The following is a 19,815-nucleotide window of genomic DNA, read 5'->3' on the forward strand; positions in this document are numbered from 1 at the left end:
GCCCGACCACTGCCGTGCCGTGTGGAGCGATGCAGTGATCAGGTGAGCGCAGGCTCCGCCTGGTGTGCGTCAACGCTCTCCATGCTCTCCATGATCCTGTCGTGAGAAGCGGCAGCCGCCAACGCGTCCTTCTCCGCCTGGATTCGTCCGAGCTCGGATTCCAGGTCCTGGACGCGCTGCTGGAGCCGTCGCATCTCGGCGAGGAGTCGAGGGTCGGAGCCGCCGACGTAACCGAGAAGCGCCTTTGCCATGATGGATGGTCCTCCACAATGAGTGACCGACCGATGCGGTTTGGGTCGTGAGGGATTCGCACCCGCGGTGCTTGGCACTATGGAGTTTTTTCTGCCGTTCAACCATGCCAAACAGCTAAGGTGCGCGGGGCTTTTAGCGTCTCACCAAAAAGTTTGACGGTCAACACGATCACGCCCCGTATCGGCGGGTGCCCGGTGGCTCGCGGCCTGGAAACGGCGTCGCGGCGACTCCTGCGGACCCCTGGGGGCGTGGCGATCATCCTGCGTCCGGAGCCTGCCACGGCACGTCGTTCTTGGCAACCACCTGCCCGTTTCCGCCCCGGGCACCTCTCCCTGGACGGCCGCACCGAACGCCAGGAGCCCTCCACGCGGTCCGGCGTCAGCGGATGGCGAAGCCCTCGTAGCCCCCTCGCGGTGTGTCCCAGATCTCGGTCACACCGTCCACGCGTCCGGGCGTGTCGTCACCGTGCAGCCACTCGAGCAGGCCCTCGCAGCGCTCGCGCGGCCCCTCCGCGACGACCTGGACGCGCCCGTCGGCCAAATTGAGAGCAAAACCACTCATCCCGCCGAGCTCCAGCGCCCTGGCCCGCGTGAACCAGCGGAAACCCACACCCTGAACCTGTCCGCGCACCCACGCGACCAGCCGTACGTCCTCGCTCATGACTGCAAGCTAACCAGTCAATGTCTCGCCGGACACTTCACCCCCTGGCGCCATGCGGTACCGTCCCCACCCAATGAATCGCACCTGAAACTCACTCGAACGTGTGAGTTCCGTGTTGATCGCGAGGACACGTCGACCGCGAGCAGTCGACCGCGAGGACACGTGCAGCGCGAGGACGAGGACGAGGAAGGCCAGAACATGGGACGCCACCGACGCTCCGCCGCCGGCCGCGCCGCCACGGGCCGCGCCGCGGGCGGCCATCAGCCGGACGGTCCGACGGGACGGGGCCGCGACCCGCAGTCCCCGGGCGCGGGGGCCCCGGGCGCGGACGACCACCCCACGATGGGGATCGCGCCCTACCTGAACCCCGAGGCGTACGCCGAGGTCCGCGCGAAGAGCGACGCCTACCTGTTCGCGCCGGACGACCCGGACGGCGGCGGGGGCGACGGGCACCCGCAGGCCGGCCGCACGGTTCCCTTCCCGAGCGACGGTTTCGCCCCCGCCGACGGTCCGCAGCGCGCGGGTACGCACCGCCGCCGCAAGAAGAAGGGCGTCACTCCGGTCCGCACGGGTCTGCTCGGCGTCTCCGCCGCGGTCGCCCTCGGCACGGTGGCGGTGGCCACGGGCACAGTGCCCGGGCTCGACAACTACCGGATCGGCGGCGGCAGCGGCGGGGGCGGCCGGGTGCAGTCCCAGGACGCCCCGACCAACAGCCCGACCGAGCAGGGCGGCACCTCCGGCAGCGCCGACGCCGGCCGGGCCGGCGACTCCGCCACGAGCCGCGGCTCCGACCGGTCCTCGTCGCCCTCCGGGTCCGCCGAGTCCTCCCCGTCCGAGTCCTCCCCCTCCGAGTCCTCCTCCGAGTCGTCCTCCCCCTCGTCCTCCTCGCCTTCGCCGTCCTCGGACTCGCCCTCGGCATCGGCGTCCAAGCCCGCCGCCCCGGCCGGAACGCCGTCGAAGACGAAGCAGCCGAAGACGACCCCCAGCACGAAGCCGAAGCCCACGCCGTCGCGTCCGGCGGACAAGAAGCCCGACCGGCCCAGCGCGCCCGCCGCCGTGTCGGACGAGGCCGTCGCCCAGGCCCAGGTGCTCAAGCTCGTCAACGACGAGCGGGCCAAGGTGGGCTGCAGCCCGGTGGCCGCGAACAGCGCGCTGCGCGAACTGGCCGAGGACTTCAGCGAGGCCATGGCGGTGCAGGGCTTCTTCGACCACACCGACCCCAGCGGCGCGACCCCCTGGGACCGGGCCGAGGCGGCCGGGATAAGCAACCTCGGCGGCGAGAACATAGCCCGCGGGCAGACCGACGCCCAGGCCGTGATGGACGCCTGGATGGACAGCCCCGGCCACAAGGCCAACATCCTGAACTGCGACTTCCAGACCCTCGGGGTCGGCGTCCACTTCGGCTCCGGCGGCCCCTGGTGGACCCAGAACTTCGGCTACTGAGGCAGCCGCGGGGCCCGAGGAGGCGCCGGGGCGCTGTCCGTGACGCAGCGCTGCCTGCGACTCAGCGCTGCGCTCACGTACGCTGGGTGCATGTCGACCATGCGAGAGCGCGCGGAGGAGCAGGATCTTCCGTACGACGTGTTCTCCAGGGCCTGTCCCTCGCGCGTCACCCTGGAGCACGTCACGGGGCGCTGGGGCGCGCTGACCCTCGGCGCGCTGTACGAGGGCTCCTTCCGTTTCAACGAGCTGCGGCGCCGTGTCGACGGCGTCAGCGAGAAGATGCTCGCCCAGACCCTGCACGCGCTGGAGCGCGACGGCTTGGTGCACCGCGAGGCCCAGCCCACCAATCCGCCCCGCGTGGACTACGAGCTCACAACGCTGGGACGTGAGGTGGCCGGGCGGCTGATCGCGCTCATCCAGTGCCTGGAGGGGCGGATGGACGAGGTGCTGGCCTCGCGTGAGCGGTACGACGCTCAGCGGCTGCCTACGGTGTGATCCTCGGCGTGCGCTGGCACTTCGGGCAGAAGTAGCTGGATCGGTTCATCCAGGGCCGGCGGCGCATCGGCGTGCCGCAGCGGCGGCAGGGCAGACCCTCACGGCCGTAGGCGTCGAGCGTCCGGTCGAAGTAGCCGGACTCGCCGTTGACGTTGACGTAGAGGCTGTCGAAGCTGGTGCCGCCCACGGCGAGGGCCGCGTTCATCACGTCGCGGACGTGGCCGAGGAGCTCGGCGGTGCGGGGACGGGTGAAGGTCGCCGTGGGGCGTTCGTAGTGCAGGCGGGAGCGCCACAGGGCCTCGTCCGCGTAGATGTTGCCGACACCGCTGATCAGTGACTGGTCGAGCAGGGCCCGTTTGATCGTCGTGCGCTTGCGGCGCAGCGCCGCGTGGAACGCCTCGTCGTCGAAGAGCGGGTCGAGGGGGTCGCGGGCGATGTGCGCGATGACGTCGGGCAGTCCGTCGGGGCTGGTGTCGTGCAGCGACAGGCCGCCGAAGGTGCGCTGGTCGACGAAGCGGAGTTCGGTGGACTGGGCGTCGGTGAAGCGGACGCGGATGCGCAGGTGCTTCTCGACGGGTGCCTCGTGCGGCTGGACCAGCAGCTGACCGCTCATGCCCAGGTGCGCCAGGATCGCCTGCCCGGTGTCCTCCAGAGGCAGCCACAGGTACTTGCCGCGGCGGCTGGGGGTGCCGATGCGGTGGCCCTCGAGGCGCTGGGCGAAGTCGTCCGGCCCGGCGATGTGACGCCGTACCGCGCGCGGGTGCAGCACCTCGGCGTCGGCGACGGTCCGATGGGCGACCCAGCGCTCCAGGCCGCGCCGCACGACCTCGACCTCGGGCAACTCGGGCATGGCATCCCCTCGGGTGGGCGGGTGGACGAGTCGAACGCCCGCCCCTTGAGTGGGGGCGGGCGTTCGGCTCGCGCGATGAATCAGATGAATCAGGTGAATCAGACGGAGCGGATGGATCAGGCGGTGGCCGACGGGGCGTCGGCGCTCGGCTGTTCCGTCGCTTCGGCGGCCGGTTCGGCCGCTGCCGCGGCCGCCGTCGCCTTGGCCCGCTCGTCCGCCGCGGCCCGGATGGACCGCCACGCGGATTCCGCGGCCTGTTGCTCCGCTTCCTTCTTGCTGCGGCCGGTGCCGGTGCCGTACGAGACGCCTCCGACGCGGGCGGCAGCAGTGAAGGTCTTCTCGTGGTCCGGGCCGGTCTCCGTGACCAGGTACTCGGGGACACCGAGCCCTTCGGTCGCGGTGAGTTCCTGGAGGCTGGTCTTCCAGTCCAGGCCGGCGCCGAGGTTCGAGGACTTCTCGATCAGCGGATCGAACAGGCGGTGCACCAGTTCGGAGGCCGCGTCGAGGCCCTGGTCGAGATAGACCGCGCCGATCACCGCTTCGAGGGTGTCGGCGAGGATGGATGCCTTGTCCCGGCCCCCCGTGCCCTCTTCACCGCGGCCGAGCCGGATGAAGGAGCCGAGTTCGAGCCCACGGCCCACCTCCGCCAGCGCACGCGAGTTGACCACCGCGGCCCGCAACTTGGCCAGCTGGCCTTCGGGCAGGTCGGGGTGGGTTCGGTACAGCGTGTCCGTGACGACGAGACCGAGGACGGAGTCACCGAGGAACTCCAGCCGCTCGTTCGTCGGCAGACCGCCGTTCTCGTACGCGTAGGAACGGTGGGTCAGTGCGCGCACCAGAAGGGCGGACTCGAGCTGATAGCCGAGCCGCCCTTCCAGAAGCGTGTGGGACGAGGCCTGGGTGTCCGCCTTCTTCTTGGCGGGTGGGTCCGCCTTGGCGTCTTCCGCCTTCTTGGGGACTGACACAGTGCCTCTCACCAGCCGCTCAGACCTCGAGGACCTGGCGCTTGTTGTAAGTGCCGCAAGACGGGCACGCGATGTGCTGCTGCTTGGGCTCGTGGCAGCGCTCGCACGCAACCAGGGTGGGGACCGCAGCCTTCCACTGCGACCGGCGGTGGCGCGTGTTGCTGCGCGACATCTTCCGCTTCGGAACAGCCACGGCTACTTCTCCTGCTTCTCGTCGACGCCAGGTTCGGCGCCGCTCATCTCGTCCTTCTCGCCGTCTTCGAGTGAACCGGCGAGTCCCTGCAAAGCCGCCCAACGGATGTCGACGGCGTCGTGGTGGTGGTCCGGGTCGTCCGCCAGGCGTGCTCCACACTCGGAGCACAGACCCGGGCAGTCTTCCTGGCACACCGGCTGCATCGGCAGTGCGAGCACCACCGCGTCGCGCAGCACGGGTTCGAGGCCGATCAGTCCGTCCTCGACGAAGAGCCTGTCCTCGTCTTCCTCGGCGTCGTCGGCCGGTTCCGCCACAGGGCGGCCCCGGTCGTCGGCGTCAGGGTACGAGAACATCTCCTGGAAGTCCGCTTCGAGCTGCTGCTCGAGCGGCTCCAGACACCTTACGCACTCCCCCGCGGCCTTGGCACGGGCGGTGCCCGTGACGAGCACCCCTTCCATGACCGACTCGAGCCGGAGATCGAGTTCCACCGGGGCGCCTTCCGGCACTCCGATGACTCCCTGGATACCGAAGTCCTTGGGAGCGTCGACCGTGCGGGTCAGGCGCTGGAGCGCACCGGGCCGCCGTCCCAGCTCGTGTGTGTCGAACACGAGGGGATCGCGGTGGTCGAGGCGCGCGTTCAGAACCATTCCTGCTCTCGGTCTTCGTGGCTGTGGGAATGCCGCCCTTCGGTGTTCCCGGGCAGCTGCGATCGCGGACGTACGCGCGACCGAAGAGCCAGGATACTTGACCATTCGCTCTCGGCCCAATCCGGTCCCGGAGGCGGCTTTCGAGGCGGTGCCCGTCCTAGAGACCGCGCCCCTGCTCGTAGGCCCTCAGCTGCTCGGCGCTGATCATTCCGGTGTCGAAGAGGCTGGTCTCGTCGAGGGCCTGCGGCTGAGCCTGCGGGGGCTGCTGCGGCTGCTGGGGCTCCGGCTGCTGGGGCTGGGCGTAGCCCTGGGCGCCGTCGTACGCCTGCTGCTGGGCGTCGTAGCCCTGATAGGCGTACGGGTCGGCGGTCTGCTGGTAGCCGTACGGGTCCTGCCCGCCCCCGTAGGTCTGCTGGTAGGCGGCGTACGGGTCGGGCTGCTGCTGCGCGTAGCCGTAGGCCGGCTGCTGCGTCGGCATCTCCGGCACGGCCTGGGCCGGCACCTGTGCCGCCGCCGGCTGCTGCTCGCCGTACTCCCGCTGGTGCGGCTGCCCGGCGGGGGCGTCGGAGAGGCCGGCCAGATCGGCGAGGTAGTCCGCGTCGCTGGAGTGCTGGACGGTGGTCATGTCGTCCGCCAGGGCGCCGAGGTCGTCGGTGGCGATGCGGCCGTGCAGCTTCTGGCGGCCCCGGCCGACGGCGTCCAGGGTCTTGGCCAGTACGGCCTCGAAGGCGCCGAGCTTCGTGTCGACGTAGGCGTCGGCGTCGCGGCGCAGGATCTCCGGGTCGTGGCTGCGCTCGGGGGCGTCCTCGTCCTCGTAGCCGTTCTCGTCGATGCCGGGCCCGGTGCCGAGCAGCTTCTCGCGGCCCCGGCCGACGGAGCCGAGGGTCTTGGTGAGGACGACCTCGAAGTTGGCGAGCTTGGAGTCGACGTAGTCGTCGGCCTCGGCGCGGACCTCCTCGGCCTCCTGGCGGGCCTCGGCCAGGATCCGGTCGGCCTCGGCCTGGGAGCGGCGGGCGACCTCGGTGTCGGAGATCAGGGAACCGCGCTCGGCCTGGGCGCTCTCGATGATCCGGTCGGCCTCCTGGCGGGCCTGCGCGACCATCTGCTCGCGGTCGCCGATCAGCTCCTGGGCCTGGGCGAGGGAACCGGGCAGCTCGGCGCGCAGCTCTTCCAGCATCGAGAGCAGTTCGGCGCGGTTGACCACGCACGAGGCCGACATGGGCATGGCTCGGGCGCCGGAGACCATCGCGGTGATCTCGTCGAGCTTCTTCTGCACGTCCACCGTGTGCTCGCCACTCTCTACAGCTGTGTTGGAGACGGACGGGACGACTGTACGACCCTGGGGTGTCCGGGGGACACCGGGTGACGGATTGTCAGTCTCCGGGGCTGCGCGGGTGCGGGCGGGGTGGAGGCGGGCGGTGGCCTCAGGCGTGCCTCGGGGGCGCGGCTCAGTCCTGTCTCAGGCGTTCGGAGAGGGCTTCGAGGACCAGCGGGGGCACGAGGTGGGAGACGTCGCCGCCCCACGTGGCGACCTCTTTGACCAGGGAGGACGACAGGAAGCTGTAGGTGGGGTTGGTGGGGATGAAGAGCGTCTCCACGCCCGAGAGGCCGTTGTTCATCTGGGCCATCTGCAGCTCGTAGTCGAAGTCGCTCACCGCGCGCAGGCCCTTGACGATGGCCGGGATCTCCCGCTGCTTGCAGAAGTCGACGAGGAGGCCGTGGAAGGACTCCACCCGCACGTTCCCGTACTCCGCGGTGACCTGGCGGATGAGGTCGATCCGCTCCTCGATCTCGAACAGGCCCTTCTTGGACTGGTTGATCATCACGGCGACGTAGACCTCGTCGTAGAGGCTGGAGGCCCGGGCGATGATGTCGAGATGTCCGTTGGTGATCGGGTCGAACGACCCGGGACAGACGGCGCGGCGCACTTGAGTTCCCTCGCTCTCCGGTCCGGTCATCGTGCGTCTTCGCACGTAGAGGCGGCGCGACCGTACCAAAACGTTCCCTCGCCGTAGCGACGGGCCCGGATCGCGTCGAAGCCCTGGGGCCAGCGGAATTCGCCGCCCCTGGTGCTGCGCTCCACGGTGACGAGCGCTTCCCCGGTGAGCCACCCCTCCGTGCGGAGTGTGAGCAGGATCTCCCGAAGATCGTCGTCCGAGACGGCGTACGGCGGGTCCAGGAAGACGATGTCGTACGGGTCGGCCGGGGCCGGGGTGCGGATGATCTGTTCCGCTTTGCCCGCCCGGACCTCGGCGCCGGGCAGGCCGAGTGCCTTGACGTTCTCCCGGACCGTACGGGCGGCACGGGCGTCGGCCTCGACCAGCAGGACATGCCCGGCGCCCCGGGACAGCGCCTCCAGGCCGACGGCTCCGGAACCGGCGTACAGATCGAGGACCCGCTCGCCGTCCAGCGGGCCGCCGAGCAGGGACTGCCAGGTGGAGAAGAGTCCCTCGCGCGCACGGTCGGAGGTGGGGCGGGTGCCGGTTCCCTGCGGGACGGCCAGGCGGCGCCCGCCGGCCTTGCCGGCGATCACGCGGGTCATCTTGGGTCCTTGGTCGTGGGGTGTGTTCGGTTCAGTCTGGCAGGCGGGGCTGGGGGGTGCCTCGTGTGGAGCGGCGGAGTGCCGGATCGTGGCGGTGCTCAGCCATGCGCGATGCTCCGCCCCACGCGGCCGGGCCGCACACGGGCCCGGTCCCGCGCCCTGGGCGGGGCCGCGGCTCAGCCCTTTTCCAGGTACTGCTCCCTCTCCTCGTCCAAGAGCGCGTCCAGGGCGGTCCGCAGGCCGGGCAGGCCGGTCAGCTCCGGGTCGGCGGCCACCACCGCCGCCGCCTCCTCCCGCGCCTCCGCGATGATCTCCTCGTCCTCGATGACGGCGAGGACGCGCAGGGAGGTGCGGGCGCCGGACTGGGCCTGGCCGAGGACGTCGCCCTCGCGGCGCTGCTCGAGGTCGATGCGGGAGAGCTCGAAGCCGTCGAGGGTGCCGGCGACGGCGCCCAGGCGCTGCCGGGCCGCGCTCGCCTCGGGCATCTCGGTGACCAGCAGGCACAGCCCGGGGGCGGAGCCCCGGCCGACGCGGCCGCGCAGCTGGTGGAGCTGGGAGACACCGAAGCGGTCGGCATCCATGATCACCATGGCGGTGGCGTTGGGGACGTTGACGCCGACCTCGATGACGGTCGTGGCGACCAGGACGTCGGTCTCCCCGGCGGCGAAGCGGCGCATGACGGCGTCCTTGTCGTCGGGCTGCATACGGCCGTGCAGGACCTCGACCCCGAGGCCCTGGAGCGGGCCCTTCGCCAGCTGCTCGGCGACGTCGAGGACGGCCAGCGGGGGCCGCTTCTCCGCGTCACCCTCGGGGGGCTTGTGGGAGCCCTTCTTCGGGGCGTCGTCCTCGTCGCCGATGCGCGGGCAGACGACGTACGCCTGATGGCCGTTCGACACCTCCTCGCGGATCCGCTCCCAGGCCCGGGCCAGGAAGTGCGGTTTGTCGGCGGCCGGGACGACGTGGCTGGCGATCGGGGAACGGCCCGCCGGGAGCTGGTCCAGTACGGAGGTCTCCAGGTCGCCGAAGATCGTCATGGCGACGGTGCGCGGGATCGGCGTGGCGGTCATGACGAGCAGGTGCGGCGGCTGTTTGCCCTTGCCGCGCAGGGCGTCGCGCTGCTCGACGCCGAAACGGTGCTGTTCGTCGACGACGACCAGGCCGAGGTCGTGGAACCGCACCTTGTCCTCGATCAGCGCGTGGGTGCCGATGACGATGCCGGCCTCGCCGGTGGCCAGGTCGAGCAGTGCGTGACGGCGGGCGGCGGCGCCCATCGAGCCGGTGAGCAGCACGACCTTGGTGGAGTGCTCGGCGCCGCCCAGCATGCCGCCCTCGGCCAGTTCCCCCATCATCTCGACGACCGACCGGTGGTGCTGCTGGGCGAGCACTTCGGTGGGCGCCAGCATCACGGCCTGCCCGCCCGCGTCGACGACGGCCAGCATGGCTCGCAGGGCGACCATCGTGTTGTGGGTGACGGTGAAGTGGTCGGTGACATAGGCGTGGCTCGGGTGAGCGACGCTGATGCACTGGACGGGCTTGCGCCCCACGTACTCGACCGCACGGATCCCCCGCCGGAAGGTGTCGTGCTCGGGCCGGGAACGCATTCGTCCGGCCTTCCGTGCCAGCCTGAACGGGGCGAACTCGTCCGGCAGCGCCACCGAGACGTCGAACGCCGCCTCGCCTGGGAGCACGCGTGCCCGTCCGCCCAGAGAACGCACGAGCCAGGCGACGTCGTTCGCCAGCCGGGGCGAGGCCGAGCGAAGGCTTACGCCGAAGCCGTCCGCGTGCACGGTGCCGTCGGTGTCGAGAAGCCCTTGCAGCAGAGCGAGGCGATTCTTGATCGACGTGTTCTTGAACATGTCGGGAATGAACGTGCCGTGCGACGTCTCACCCCACAGCCCCAGTTCGCGCAAGGCTTCGATCACAGGATTCCGCGCGCCGCCGGCTCTGCGCGTCAGCTCAATCGTGAAGTCGCAGCGAGCCCCCCGCACCGGCTCCAGGCGGCATTCGGGCGCCACAGCCGCCGCGACGGCGTCCCGGATCTCGTCGTCGACAGTGGACAACCGGAGGTCGTGCCGGAAGGAACCGTCCCCCAGCAGCAGACCGAAGAAATAGGGGTCCAACGGCAGGGGACGATCTCCGCCGAGGTCCACCGGAGTCGACACGGGGAGGTACCACTTCGGAGATCCGTCGGCCTTGTACGTGTCCATGCGGATCTCTCGGGTGGTCAGGATCTCGGGGTCCTGGCCACGGTGCCACCCACGGCTTGTGCCGACGATCCAGAGGTGCTCGTCATCGCATTCGACGGAGCTGCCGTCGGACAACACCAGCCGCCACACATCTCGCTCTCCCTGGGGAAAGACACCATCGATCAATGCCACCTCCCCGTTGGGCACCACCACTTCGCCTCCGACGCGAAGCGCGCCCATACGCCGGAAGCCGGTGGGTGTCAGTACCAGGGAGTCGAGAGGTTGCGCCTTGCCGGACCCCACCTCCCCCTGGAGCAGCCGGTGCATCGGGTGGTCGGTGGCGAGGTCGTCGAAGATCTCCCGGGAGACCTTCGTCTGGCCGTCGGTGAGGGTGAACGGGAGGCGGTCGTCGAAGGCCGCGAGCAGGCCGTCCGGACTCGGTTTCCTGGGGACGGCGGGGAGTTGGGTCTCGGCGTGGCGGCGGCGGGCGAGGGCGACCTGGAGGACGAAGGCCTCGTCCCACTTCAGACGGGCGCGGGCCTCCTCGATGTCCGCCTTGGTGTGCGGACGGTGGATCTTCAGGAGGGCCTCGGGCAGGGCGACCAGGCCCCGTCCTTCGCGCAGGGACCCGGGGAGGGGGTCGACGGCCTCCTGTGCGCTGGGCAGCACCGTCTGGATCGCCTTGCCGATCTTCCAGGACTCCAGCTTGGCGGTGGCCGGGTAGAGGGGGATGAGGGCACCCGCCCAGGACTCGACGCTCTCGGTCCCGTCGTCGTCAGCGCTGCCGCGCAGCAGTTCGTACGCCGGATGGGCCAGTTGCAGTCGGCGGTTGAAGACGGAGACCTTGCCCGCGAACATCGCGCGGGTGCCGGGCAGGAGCTCCTTGTGGGGTTTGTGGACGCCGTTGCCGAAGAAGACCAGTTGGAGGCGGCCGTGGCCGTCCGTGATGGTCACTTCGAGGCGCTGCCCCTTGCCGCGCGGCGCCTTCGACGAGGCGAAGGTGTGCAAGCGGGCGTCGGCGACCTGGGCCACCACCGTGACGTGCTCGTCCATGGGCAGGTCGGCCAGGTGGGTGAGCTGGCCGCGCTCCTCGTATCTGCGGGGGTAGTGGTGGAGCAGGTCGCCGACGGTGTGCAGGCCGAGATGCTCGGCCATCACCTTCGCGGTGGCGGGGCCGAGCACCTTCTTCAGGGGTTCTTGCAGTGCGGGCACGAGATCCATTGCACACCACGCCACTGACAATGGCCCCATACCTCCCGGAAAACCGGCGGCGGCGCGGTACGGCCGGCACCTCCCGGAAGGCCGGGGCGGTACCGGCCGCGCTACTCCACGCCGATCAGCAGCAGCGAACCCTGCCGGCCGCCCCGGTAGACCACCGTGTCGACGGCGAGGTACGCCTCGCGGACACGGGCCTCCAGGTGGGTGGCGACGGTCCCCGGGGCCCCGTCGCCGAGGACGAGGGTGACCAGCTCGCCGCCGGCCGCGAGCATGCGGTCCAGGACGGTCGCGGCGACCTCCGTGAGGTCCGCGCCGATCACGGCCACGTCGCCGTCGACGAGTCCGAGTACGTCACCGGCCTGGCAGATGCCCGCCGTGGTCCACGACTGGCGTTCGGCGACGGTGACCTCGGCGTGCCGGGTGGCGCCGGCCGCGGAGGTCATCGCCACCACGTCCTCGTCGAAGCGCCGCTCCGGTTCGTGCACGGCGAGCGCGGCGATGCCCTGGACTGCGGAGCGGGTCGGGATGAGGGCGACGCGGATGCCCTCGGTGCGGGCCTGCTCGGCCGCCGCGGCGGCGGTGTGGCACAGCTCGGCGTCGTTGGGCAGCAGGACGACCTCGCGCGCGTGTGCCCGGCGTACGGCCTGGACCAGCTCCCCGCTCGCGGGCGGCTCCCCGGGGCGCGCGAGCACGGTGGTCGCGCCGGCCTCGGTGTAGAGCCGGGCCAGGCCCTCCCCCGGCACGACGGCCACCACGGCGCGCTGGGTGCGCTCCCGGGGCGGGCGCTCGGTGCCGGTGGTGGTGTGCGCGTCGCCGATGCCGAAGTGGGTGATGCGGATGCGGTACGGCCGCCCGGCCTCGACGCCCGCCTCCACGGCGGCGCCCGCGTCGTCGACGTGTACGTGGACGTTCCACAGTCCGTCGCCGCCGACCACGACGAGCGAGTCGCCGAGGGCGTCGAGCCGCCGCCGCAGCCGTGCGACGGCCGCGTCCTCGGCCTCCAGGAGGTAGATCACCTCGAAGGCGGGGCCGTTCTCGTCGTCCTCCTCCGCGGCGCACTCCCCCACGGGGGCCTCACCTCCGTGCGCCACGCGCGCGTGCGGCACGGCGACCGCTCCGGGCGCCCGGCCCGTGAACGTCTCCACCAGGGCCGCGAGGACCGTGACGAGTCCGTGTCCGCCGGCGTCGACCACTCCGGCGCGCTCCAGGACGGGCAGCTGGCCCGGGGTCGCGGCGAGCGCCGCGCGAGCGCCCTCGTAGGCCGCGCGGGCCACCGCCGCACAGTCGGCCTCCGCACCGCCCTCGGCACCGCCGGTCGCCTTGCCGGTCGCCTCGTCGGCCGCGTCGGCGGCGGCCGAGGCGACCGTCAGGACGGTGCCTTCGACCGGATGGGCCACCGCCTGCCGGGCGGATTCGGCCGCGTGCCGCAGGGCCAGCCGAAGCCCCGGGCCGTCGGTGTGAGCGGGCTCGCCCCGGGCGGTGAGCACCTGGGCCATGCCGCGCAGCAGCTGCGCGAGGATGGTCCCCGAGTTGCCACGGGCGCCGATCAGCGCGCCGTGCGCCATGGCGCCCACGGCCTCGGCCAGCGAAGGACCACCGCCCGCGGCCGGCCCCCCGCCGTCCGTCACGTCCATCACGTCCGTCACGTCAGTTACGACGTCAGTCACGCCTGTAACGTCCACCACGTGTGCCGCGTCCGCCCTATCCACCGTGTGTGCCTCGAACACCGCCTCGACCGCGGCGACGGCCGACTCGACGGTCAGATACAGGTTGGTGCCGGTGTCCCCGTCCGCGACGGGATAGACGTTGATCGCGTCGATCTCCTCGCGCGCCCGTCCCAGCGCGCGCAGCGACAGACCGCACCAGGTGCGCACCGCCAGAGCGTCGAAGAACCTCTGCGGCACCTGCGCCACCTGCGCCTCCCTGAGCTGCTGGACGTGGCAGGCAGCGTAGACCTTGGGAGGGTGCCCACCGGAAGAGGGCCGGGGGCGGACCCCTGAGCTGCCGTGGTAGTTTCGTTGTACGGGAGCAGCCGTTGTATGCTGCTCCGGTTGCCCGATCCCGATCGGGCTCTCCCCCTGGCACCGCCACTCAGATCCCGGATCGTTCGCGACTCCGAGACCTTGATCCCGGCATGCCGGGATCAACCGTAAGTGCATCTGAAGTCTTTGGAGTGACCCGTGGCTGCCAACTGCGACGTCTGCGGCAAGGGGCCGGGCTTCGGCAACAACATCTCGCACTCGCACCGCCGTACGTCCCGTCGCTGGAACCCGAACATCCAGCGTGTGCGTACCGTGGTCGGCGGGACGCCGAAGCGCGTGAACGCTTGCACCTCGTGCATCAAGGCCGGCAAGGTCTCGCGCTGACGCGACAGCTGAGCGCGCGGCCACTGCCTGGTCCGCTGCACAAAGCCGGTCCACCTCTGGTGGGCCGGCTTTTTGCCGTGCCCGGATCTCTCCGTGTACCGGATCCCTTCCGTGTACCGGATCCCTTCCGTGTACCGGATCCCTTCCGCGTACCGGCCCCCTTCCGCGTATCGGAATGATCTTCCGCCTCCGCGCGCGGCTCGTCCCGCGGGCGGAGATCCAGGGCCACGCGGGCACGTTCTTCGGCCCGCCCACCGAGGGCCGCATCCGCAGCCGGGGCGGCGGGCACCGTCTGCCGGATTCACCTCAGGTGGCATCCCGCCCGAGCGCCCAGCCGTGATCCACCGGCCCGATGCCGCCACCGAGCGCGAATCCGGCCGCGATCGCCCCGGTGACGTACTCCTTGGCCGCCGCGACCGCCTCCGGCACCGACCGTCCCTTCGCCAGACCGCAGGCGACGGCCGACGCGAGGGTGCAGCCGGTGCCGTGCGTGTGCCGGTTGTCGAGGCGCGGGGCGCGCAGCCAGTGCTCCTCGGAGCCGTCGGTGAGCAGGTCGACGGCGTCGCCGGCCAGGTGGCCGCCCTTGATCAGCACCCAGCGGGGTCCGTACTCCAGCACGGCCGCCGCGGCCCGGCGCAGGTCGGTGTCCGATTCGACCCGTATGCCGGTGAGTTGCATGACCTCGTCGAGGTTCGGAGTGGCGACGGTGGCGACCGGGAGCAGTCTGGTGCGTACGGAGTCCAGCGCGGAGGCGGCGAGCAGCGCGTCGCCGTGCTTGGAGACGCCGACCGGGTCGACGACGGCCGGGGCGTCGGTGCCGCCGATCAACTCGGCGACCGTCTCGACCAGTTCCGCGGAGGACAGCATCCCGGTCTTGACCGCCTGGACGCCGATGTCGTCCACGACGGCACGGTACTGGGCCCGCACGGCCTCGACGGGCAGTTCCCAGGCACCGTGCACGCCGAGGGAGTTCTGCGCGGTCACCGCGGTGAGCACGCTCATGCCGTGGGTGCCGAGCGCGAGCATCGTCTTCAGGTCGGCCTGGATGCCGGCGCCGCCGCCGGAGTCGGAGCCGGCCACGGTGAGGACCAGGGGCGCGGTCACGAGTCCGCGTCCTCACCGAAGTGGTCCCAGCCGCCCTTGCTGGTCCAGGGCGCTCCGTCGACGGTCACCTGGGGCAGCGCGGAGGGGTTGAGCACCTCGCCGATGACCTTCCAGCGGGCGGGCAGCTTCACGTCCGGCGGGAAGGTCGCCACGATCGCGTGGTCCTCTCCCCCGGTGAGCACCCACTGCATGGGGTCGACGCCGACGGCCTGACCGATGTCGTTCATCTGGGTCGGGATGTCGATCTGGCCGGAGCGGACGTCGATCCTGACCTTGCTGGCCTCCGCGATGTGGCCCAGGTCGGCGATCAGTCCGTCGCTCACGTCGCACATCGCGGTGGCGCCGAGGCCCGCGGCGGCCGGGCCCGCGTGGTACGGCGGCTCGGGGCGGCGGTGGGCCTCGACGAAGGCGCGCGGCGAACGGAACCCCCGGGACAGCACGGCGAACCCGGCCGCGGACCAGCCGAGCCAGCCGGTCACCGCGACGAGGTCGCCGGGCTGGGCGCCGCCGCGGGTGACGGGCTCCTGGTTGCGCAGGTCGCCCAGCGCGGTGATGGAGACGGTGATCGTGTCGCCGCGCACCACGTCGCCGCCGACCACGGACGCCCCCGCGACCTGGCACTCGTCGCGCAGGCCGTCCATCAGCTCGGTCGGCCAGGTCACCGGCAGTTCGGCGGGCACGACCAGGCCGAGCAGCAGCGCGGTCGGTACGGCGCCCATGGCGGCGATGTCGGCGAGGTTCTGCGCCGCCGCCTTGCGGCCCACGTCGTACGCGGTGGACCAGTCCCGGCGGAAGTGCCGCCCCTCCACGAGGATGTCGGTGCTGGCCACCACCCGGCGGTCGGGCGCGGCCACCACCGCGGCGTCGTCGCCGGGACCGACCCGGACCGCCGGGGTCGTGGTGAGACGGGAGGTGAGCTCCCTGATGAGCCCGAACTCTCCCAGCTCACCAACAGTGCCCTTCATCGCCTTGGCTCCCCTTCCGTCCCTGTCCGTGCCCGGTCGCGCGTCATCTGTGTCCTCGTTACGGTCGAAATGACCGCCACCACGGTCGGCGTGATCGTCAACTCGTGTCATTCCGGCACCCCGGCGCGCGGAACCCGCACCCCGCGGGTCTCCCCGCGGAGAGCGGCGGCGCGATACCGTGGCGTTCCTTTTCCCCACATGATCCTCGTGGCCGCTCTGGAGGTTCCGTGGTACAGGCGTACATCCTGATCCAGACCGAGGTCGGCAAGGCGTCGACCGTCGCCGAGACGATCGGCAAGATCCCTGGAGTGATCCAGGCCGAGGACGTGACAGGACCCTACGATGTCATCGTCCGCGCCCAGTCCGACACCGTCGACGACCTGGGTCGCATGGTGGTCGCCAAAGTCCAGCAAGTGGACGGCATCACCCGTACTCTGACCTGCCCGGTCGTTCATCTCTGACCCTCTTCCGCCCGCTCGCTCTCACTTCGCTGATCGCCACCGCAGGCTGCTCCTCGGCAGACGGCAGCGGGCCGGCGGTGGTTCCCGGCCCGGACACGAGGTCACCAAGCTGTGCCGGAACCCGGACAAGACGCTGCCGCCGGCGGGCGGCGGGCTGGGGAAACCCGGTGATCATACTGCGGAAGGCGATCCCCGAGGGGATCGCCTTCCGGACCGGACGCGGGGCGTGCGCGAAGCGGGACGTCAGCGCAGTCCCGTGGACCGCCGCAGCGCCGCCTGGAGCAGTCGGTCCACCAGTTCCGGGTAGCTCACGCCGCTCTCCTGCCACATCTGCGGGTACATGGAGATCGGCGTGAAGCCGGGCATCGTGTTGATCTCGTTGATCACGAACTCGTCGTCCTCGGTGAGGAAGAAGTCCGCGCGCACCAGGCCCTCGCACGAGGCCGCGTCGAACGCCTCGACGGCGAGCCGCTGGACCTCGGCGGTCTTCTCGGGCGTGAGCGGGGCGGGCACGAGGCCGGGCGTGGAGTCGATGTACTTGGCCTCGAAGTCGTAGTACGCGTGCTCCGAGGGCGGCGGGATCTCGGCGGGGACGGAGGCCCGGGGGCCGTCCTCGAACTCCAGCACCCCGCACTCGATCTCCCGGCCGCGCAGCGCCGCCTCGACCAGGATCTTCGGGTCGTGGCGGCGGGCCTCCTCGATCGCCTCGTCGAGGCCGGAGAGGTCGTCGACCTTGGTGATACCGATGGAGGAACCCGCGCGGGCGGGCTTCACGAACAGCGGCCAGCCGTGCTCGCCGGCGAAGTCGACGATCTTCTTGCGGGCGCCGGAACGGTCCTGCTCCCACTCGCGGGGCCGGACCACCGCGTACGGGCCGACCTTCAGCCCGTAGGAAGTGAACACCGCCTTCATGTACTCCTTGTCCTGCCCGACGGCCGAGGCGAGGACGCCCGCGCCGACGTAGGGCACGCCGGACAGCTCGAGCAGGCCCTGGAGGGTGCCGTCCTCGCCGTACGGGCCGTGCAGCACGGGGAAGACGACGTCGACCTCGCCCAGCGCCTTGGGCACCGAGCCGGGTTCGCTGTAGACGACTTCGCGGTTGGCGGGGTCGACGGACAGCAGCACGCCGCCCTCGGTCGACTCGGCCAGTTCGTCGACGTCGGGCGTACGGCGCTCGGTGATCGCCATGCGTTCCGGTTCGTCGGCGGTGAGGGCCCAACGGCCCTCCCGGGTGATGCCGATCGGCAGGACGTCGTACTTGGTCCGGTCGATGGCCGCGAGGACGGCGCCGGCGGTGACCACGGAGATCCCGTGTTCGGAGCTGCGCCCGCCGAACACGACGGCCACACGCGGTTTGCGAGGCGGCTGCTCGGGGCTCTGGGGGAGGTTCTCGGTGCTCATATCGCGTTGAGAGTACCCGCCCGTAGGGTCGCGAGACAGCGTCGGCGGGGCCGCGTGGCGCGGGGGCGCACAGGTTGCGTTCCGGCGTCGCTCAGCGTCGTTCGGGCTTCGCGCTGCGCGACATCAGCTCCTTGAGCGCGACCACCGGGGGCTTGCCCTCGTGCACGATGCCGACGACCGTCTCGGTGATCGGCATGTCGACGCCGTGCCTGCGGGCCAGATCGAGCACCGACTCGCAGGACTTGACGCCCTCCGCGGTCTGCTTGGTGACCGCGATGGTCTCCTGGAGGGTCATGCCCTTGCCGAGGTTGGTGCCGAAGGTGTGGTTGCGGGACAGCGGCGAGGAGCAGGTCGCCACCAGGTCGCCGAGACCGGCCAGTCCGGAGAAGGTCAGGGGGTCGGCGCCGAGGGCGATACCGAGGCGGGTGGTCTCGGCGAGGCCGCGGGTGATGAGGGAGCCCTTGGCGTTGTCACCGAGGCCCATGCCGTCCGCGATGCCGACGGCCAGCCCGATCACGTTCTTGACGGCGCCGCCGAGCTCGCAGCCGACGACGTCGGTGTTGGTGTAGGGACGGAAGTACGGCGTGTGGCAGGCGGTCTGGAGGCGCTGGGCGACGGACTCGTCGGGGCAGGCGACCACGGCGGCGGCCGGCATGCGGGCGGCGATCTCCCGGGCCAGGTTGGGCCCGGTGACCACGGCGATGCGCTCGGCGCCGACCTTGGCGACGTCGTCGATCACCTCGCTCATCCGCATGGCGGAGCCGAGTTCGACGCCCTTCATGAGGGACACCAGGACCGTGCCGGGCGCCAGCAGCGGCGTCCAGTCGGCGAGGTTGGCGCGCAGCGTCTGGGACGGGACCGCGAGGACGGTGAAGTCGGCGCCGCGCGCGGCCTCGGCGGCGTCGGTGGTGGCCCGCAGGCCCGCGGGGAGTTCCACGCCGGGCAGGTAGTCCGGGTTGGTGCGGGTGGAGTTGACGGCGTCGGCGAGTGCGGCGCGGCGCCCCCACAGGGTGACGTCGCACCCCGCGTCGGCGAGGACCATGCCGAAGGCCGTGCCCCACGATCCGGTGCCGAAGACGGCCGCCTTGACCGGGTTGCTCACGTGCTCTGCCCTTCTGCCTGCTGCGACTGCCGGGTCTGCGGCTGCTGGTTCCAGGCCTGCTCGTTCTGTGCCTGCTGGTTCTGGACCCGCCGGCTCGGCGCCTGCTCGTTCTGGGCCTGTGTCCGGCGGCGCTGCTCGATCCGCTCCCGGCGGGGGTCGTAGGGGGTTTCGGGCGCCTTCTCGCCGCGGATCTGCTCCAGCTGGCGGGTGACGGCGGCCATGATGACCTCCGTGGCCTCCTTGAGCACCTCCGCGGTCATCTCCTTGTCGTAGAACCGCGACAGGTCGACCGGCGGCCCCGCGAGCACCTGGTGGGTCTTGCGCGGAAGGAGGTTCGGCTTCTTGGCGTACGGCGGCAGCAGTTCGTTGCAGCCCCACTGGGCGACCGGGATCACCGGGCACTTGGTCTGCAGGGCGACGCGCGCGGCACCGGTCTTGGCGGTCATCGGCCAGCCGTCCGGGTCGCGGGTGAGGGTGCCCTCGGGGTAGAAGGCGACGCACTCGCCGCGCTGCACGGCGTCGATCGCGGCCCGGAAGGCGCTCAGCGCGTCCGTGCTCTCGCGGTAGACGGGGATCTGCCCGGTGCCCCGCATCGCGGCACCGACGAATCCTTTCTTGAAAAGGCCGCTCTTCGCCAGGAATCGCGGGACGCGCCCGGTGTTGTACTGGTAGTGCGCGTAAGCGAAGGGGTCGACGTGCGAATTGTGGTTCACGGCCGTGATGAATCCGCCGTCGGCCGGAATGTTCTCCATTCCCCGCCAGTCCCGCTTGATCAGAACCACGAGCGGCGGTTTGCAGATCACCGCGGCGAAGCGGTACCAGAAGCCGATTCTGCGGCGGGGCACGCTGACACCTTTCCTCCAGGGCCTGGGGCCGGACAAGTGTCGCCCCGGGCCGCCCGTCTGTCGAGAACACCGTACGCCCCGGCGAGTGAACCGCCAGATCTCCCAGGTGACAATGGCGGC

The 19,815-nt window shown here is 71.2% G+C and carries 20 protein-coding genes; 4 read left to right on the forward strand and 16 right to left on the reverse strand.

Annotated features, from left to right (window positions below):
* Positions 1–38 precede the first annotated feature (38 nt).
* Both ACZ4V1_RS29030 and ACZ4V1_RS29035 read right to left on the reverse strand, forming a co-directional pair.
* Positions 39–251: a hypothetical protein gene (locus ACZ4V1_RS29030; protein WP_030188592.1), complete on the reverse strand. Its 213-nt coding sequence runs from the start codon at positions 249–251 to the stop codon at positions 39–41.
* A 379-nt stretch (positions 252–630) separates the two neighbouring features.
* Entirely contained in the window at positions 631–912 is a 282-nt protein-coding gene (locus ACZ4V1_RS29035) for an acylphosphatase (RefSeq protein WP_073731596.1), read from the reverse strand.
* 198 nt (positions 913–1,110) lie between these two features.
* On the opposite strand from ACZ4V1_RS29035, the gene ACZ4V1_RS29040 reads away from it, so the two are divergent.
* Complete coding sequence (locus ACZ4V1_RS29040; protein WP_468341819.1) at positions 1,111–2,355, forward strand: CAP domain-containing protein; 1,245 nt, start codon at positions 1,111–1,113, stop codon at positions 2,353–2,355.
* A 90-nt stretch (positions 2,356–2,445) separates the two neighbouring features.
* Positions 2,446–2,850, forward strand: a complete 405-nt coding sequence (locus ACZ4V1_RS29045; RefSeq protein ID WP_468341732.1) for a winged helix-turn-helix transcriptional regulator — start codon at positions 2,446–2,448, stop codon at positions 2,848–2,850.
* Here the strand turns inward: ACZ4V1_RS29045 and mutM are convergent.
* From mutM to ACZ4V1_RS29090, 9 genes are all read right to left on the reverse strand, one after another.
* Positions 2,840–3,700: a bifunctional DNA-formamidopyrimidine glycosylase/DNA-(apurinic or apyrimidinic site) lyase gene (mutM, locus tag ACZ4V1_RS29050; protein ID WP_468341735.1), complete on the reverse strand. Its 861-nt coding sequence runs from the start codon at positions 3,698–3,700 to the stop codon at positions 2,840–2,842. The genes ACZ4V1_RS29045 and mutM overlap by 11 nt on opposite strands.
* Positions 3,701–3,816: 116 nt before the next feature.
* Entirely contained in the window at positions 3,817–4,677 is an 861-nt protein-coding gene (gene rnc, locus ACZ4V1_RS29055) for a ribonuclease III (RefSeq protein WP_468341738.1), read from the reverse strand.
* A gap of 7 nt (positions 4,678–4,684) precedes the next feature.
* A complete protein-coding gene (gene rpmF, locus ACZ4V1_RS29060; RefSeq protein ID WP_003951102.1) occupies positions 4,685–4,858 on the reverse strand; it encodes a 50S ribosomal protein L32 in 174 nt (57 codons plus the stop codon).
* Between the two features lie 2 nt (positions 4,859–4,860).
* The gene (locus tag ACZ4V1_RS29065) at positions 4,861–5,505 is read right to left on the reverse strand and encodes a YceD family protein (RefSeq protein ID WP_468341741.1); all 645 of its coding nucleotides are present in this window, start codon (positions 5,503–5,505) and stop codon (positions 4,861–4,863) included.
* A 157-nt stretch (positions 5,506–5,662) separates the two neighbouring features.
* Positions 5,663–6,787, reverse strand: a complete 1,125-nt coding sequence (locus tag ACZ4V1_RS29070) for a cell division initiation protein (RefSeq protein WP_468341744.1) — start codon at positions 6,785–6,787, stop codon at positions 5,663–5,665.
* A gap of 166 nt (positions 6,788–6,953) precedes the next feature.
* The gene (gene coaD / locus ACZ4V1_RS29075; RefSeq protein WP_468341747.1) at positions 6,954–7,433 is read right to left on the reverse strand and encodes a pantetheine-phosphate adenylyltransferase; all 480 of its coding nucleotides are present in this window, start codon (positions 7,431–7,433) and stop codon (positions 6,954–6,956) included.
* Positions 7,434–7,459: 26 nt separating this feature from the next.
* Positions 7,460–8,227, reverse strand: a complete 768-nt coding sequence (gene rsmD / locus ACZ4V1_RS29080; RefSeq protein ID WP_468341822.1) for a 16S rRNA (guanine(966)-N(2))-methyltransferase RsmD — start codon at positions 8,225–8,227, stop codon at positions 7,460–7,462.
* Complete coding sequence (locus ACZ4V1_RS29085; RefSeq protein WP_468341750.1) at positions 8,224–11,454, reverse strand: helicase-related protein; 3,231 nt, start codon at positions 11,452–11,454, stop codon at positions 8,224–8,226. Before ACZ4V1_RS29085 ends, rsmD begins: the two co-directional genes overlap by 4 nt.
* 101 nt (positions 11,455–11,555) lie before the next feature.
* On the reverse strand, positions 11,556–13,364 hold the full coding sequence (locus ACZ4V1_RS29090) for a DAK2 domain-containing protein (RefSeq protein WP_468341753.1): 1,809 nt from the start codon (positions 13,362–13,364) through the stop codon (positions 11,556–11,558).
* 267 nt (positions 13,365–13,631) lie between these two features.
* Between ACZ4V1_RS29090 and rpmB the strand changes: the two genes are divergently transcribed.
* On the forward strand, positions 13,632–13,817 hold the full coding sequence (rpmB, locus tag ACZ4V1_RS29095) for a 50S ribosomal protein L28 (protein ID WP_003993230.1): 186 nt from the start codon (positions 13,632–13,634) through the stop codon (positions 13,815–13,817).
* Between the two features lie 306 nt (positions 13,818–14,123).
* Here the strand turns inward: rpmB and thiD are convergent, their stop codons facing one another.
* Entirely contained in the window at positions 14,124–14,921 is a 798-nt protein-coding gene (gene thiD / locus ACZ4V1_RS29100) for a bifunctional hydroxymethylpyrimidine kinase/phosphomethylpyrimidine kinase (RefSeq protein ID WP_468341756.1), read from the reverse strand.
* On the reverse strand, positions 14,918–15,886 hold the full coding sequence (locus ACZ4V1_RS29105; protein WP_468341759.1) for a thiamine-phosphate kinase: 969 nt from the start codon (positions 15,884–15,886) through the stop codon (positions 14,918–14,920). Before ACZ4V1_RS29105 ends, thiD begins: the two co-directional genes overlap by 4 nt.
* Before the next feature lie 227 nt (positions 15,887–16,113).
* Here ACZ4V1_RS29105 and ACZ4V1_RS29110 point away from each other — a divergent pair, with 227 nt between their 5' ends.
* On the forward strand, positions 16,114–16,347 hold the full coding sequence (locus ACZ4V1_RS29110) for an Lrp/AsnC family transcriptional regulator (RefSeq protein WP_100571763.1): 234 nt from the start codon (positions 16,114–16,116) through the stop codon (positions 16,345–16,347).
* Positions 16,348–16,590: 243 nt separating this feature from the next.
* Here ACZ4V1_RS29110 and ACZ4V1_RS29115 read toward each other — a convergent pair whose 3' ends face one another.
* The 3 genes from ACZ4V1_RS29115 to ACZ4V1_RS29125 form a co-directional block, all read right to left on the reverse strand.
* Entirely contained in the window at positions 16,591–17,748 is a 1,158-nt protein-coding gene (locus ACZ4V1_RS29115; protein WP_468341762.1) for a D-alanine--D-alanine ligase family protein, read from the reverse strand.
* Positions 17,749–17,839: 91 nt separating this feature from the next.
* Positions 17,840–18,850 carry an NAD(P)H-dependent glycerol-3-phosphate dehydrogenase gene (locus ACZ4V1_RS29120; protein ID WP_468341765.1) on the reverse strand — a complete coding sequence of 337 codons (1,011 nt, stop codon included), beginning with the start codon at positions 18,848–18,850 and terminating at the stop codon, positions 17,840–17,842.
* A complete protein-coding gene (locus ACZ4V1_RS29125) occupies positions 18,847–19,695 on the reverse strand; it encodes a lysophospholipid acyltransferase family protein (RefSeq protein WP_468341768.1) in 849 nt (282 codons plus the stop codon). The genes ACZ4V1_RS29120 and ACZ4V1_RS29125 overlap by 4 nt, the downstream gene beginning before the upstream one ends.
* Positions 19,696–19,815 lie beyond the last annotated feature (120 nt).

The sequence above is a fragment of the Streptomyces sp. NPDC028991 genome, assembly GCF_055564775.1.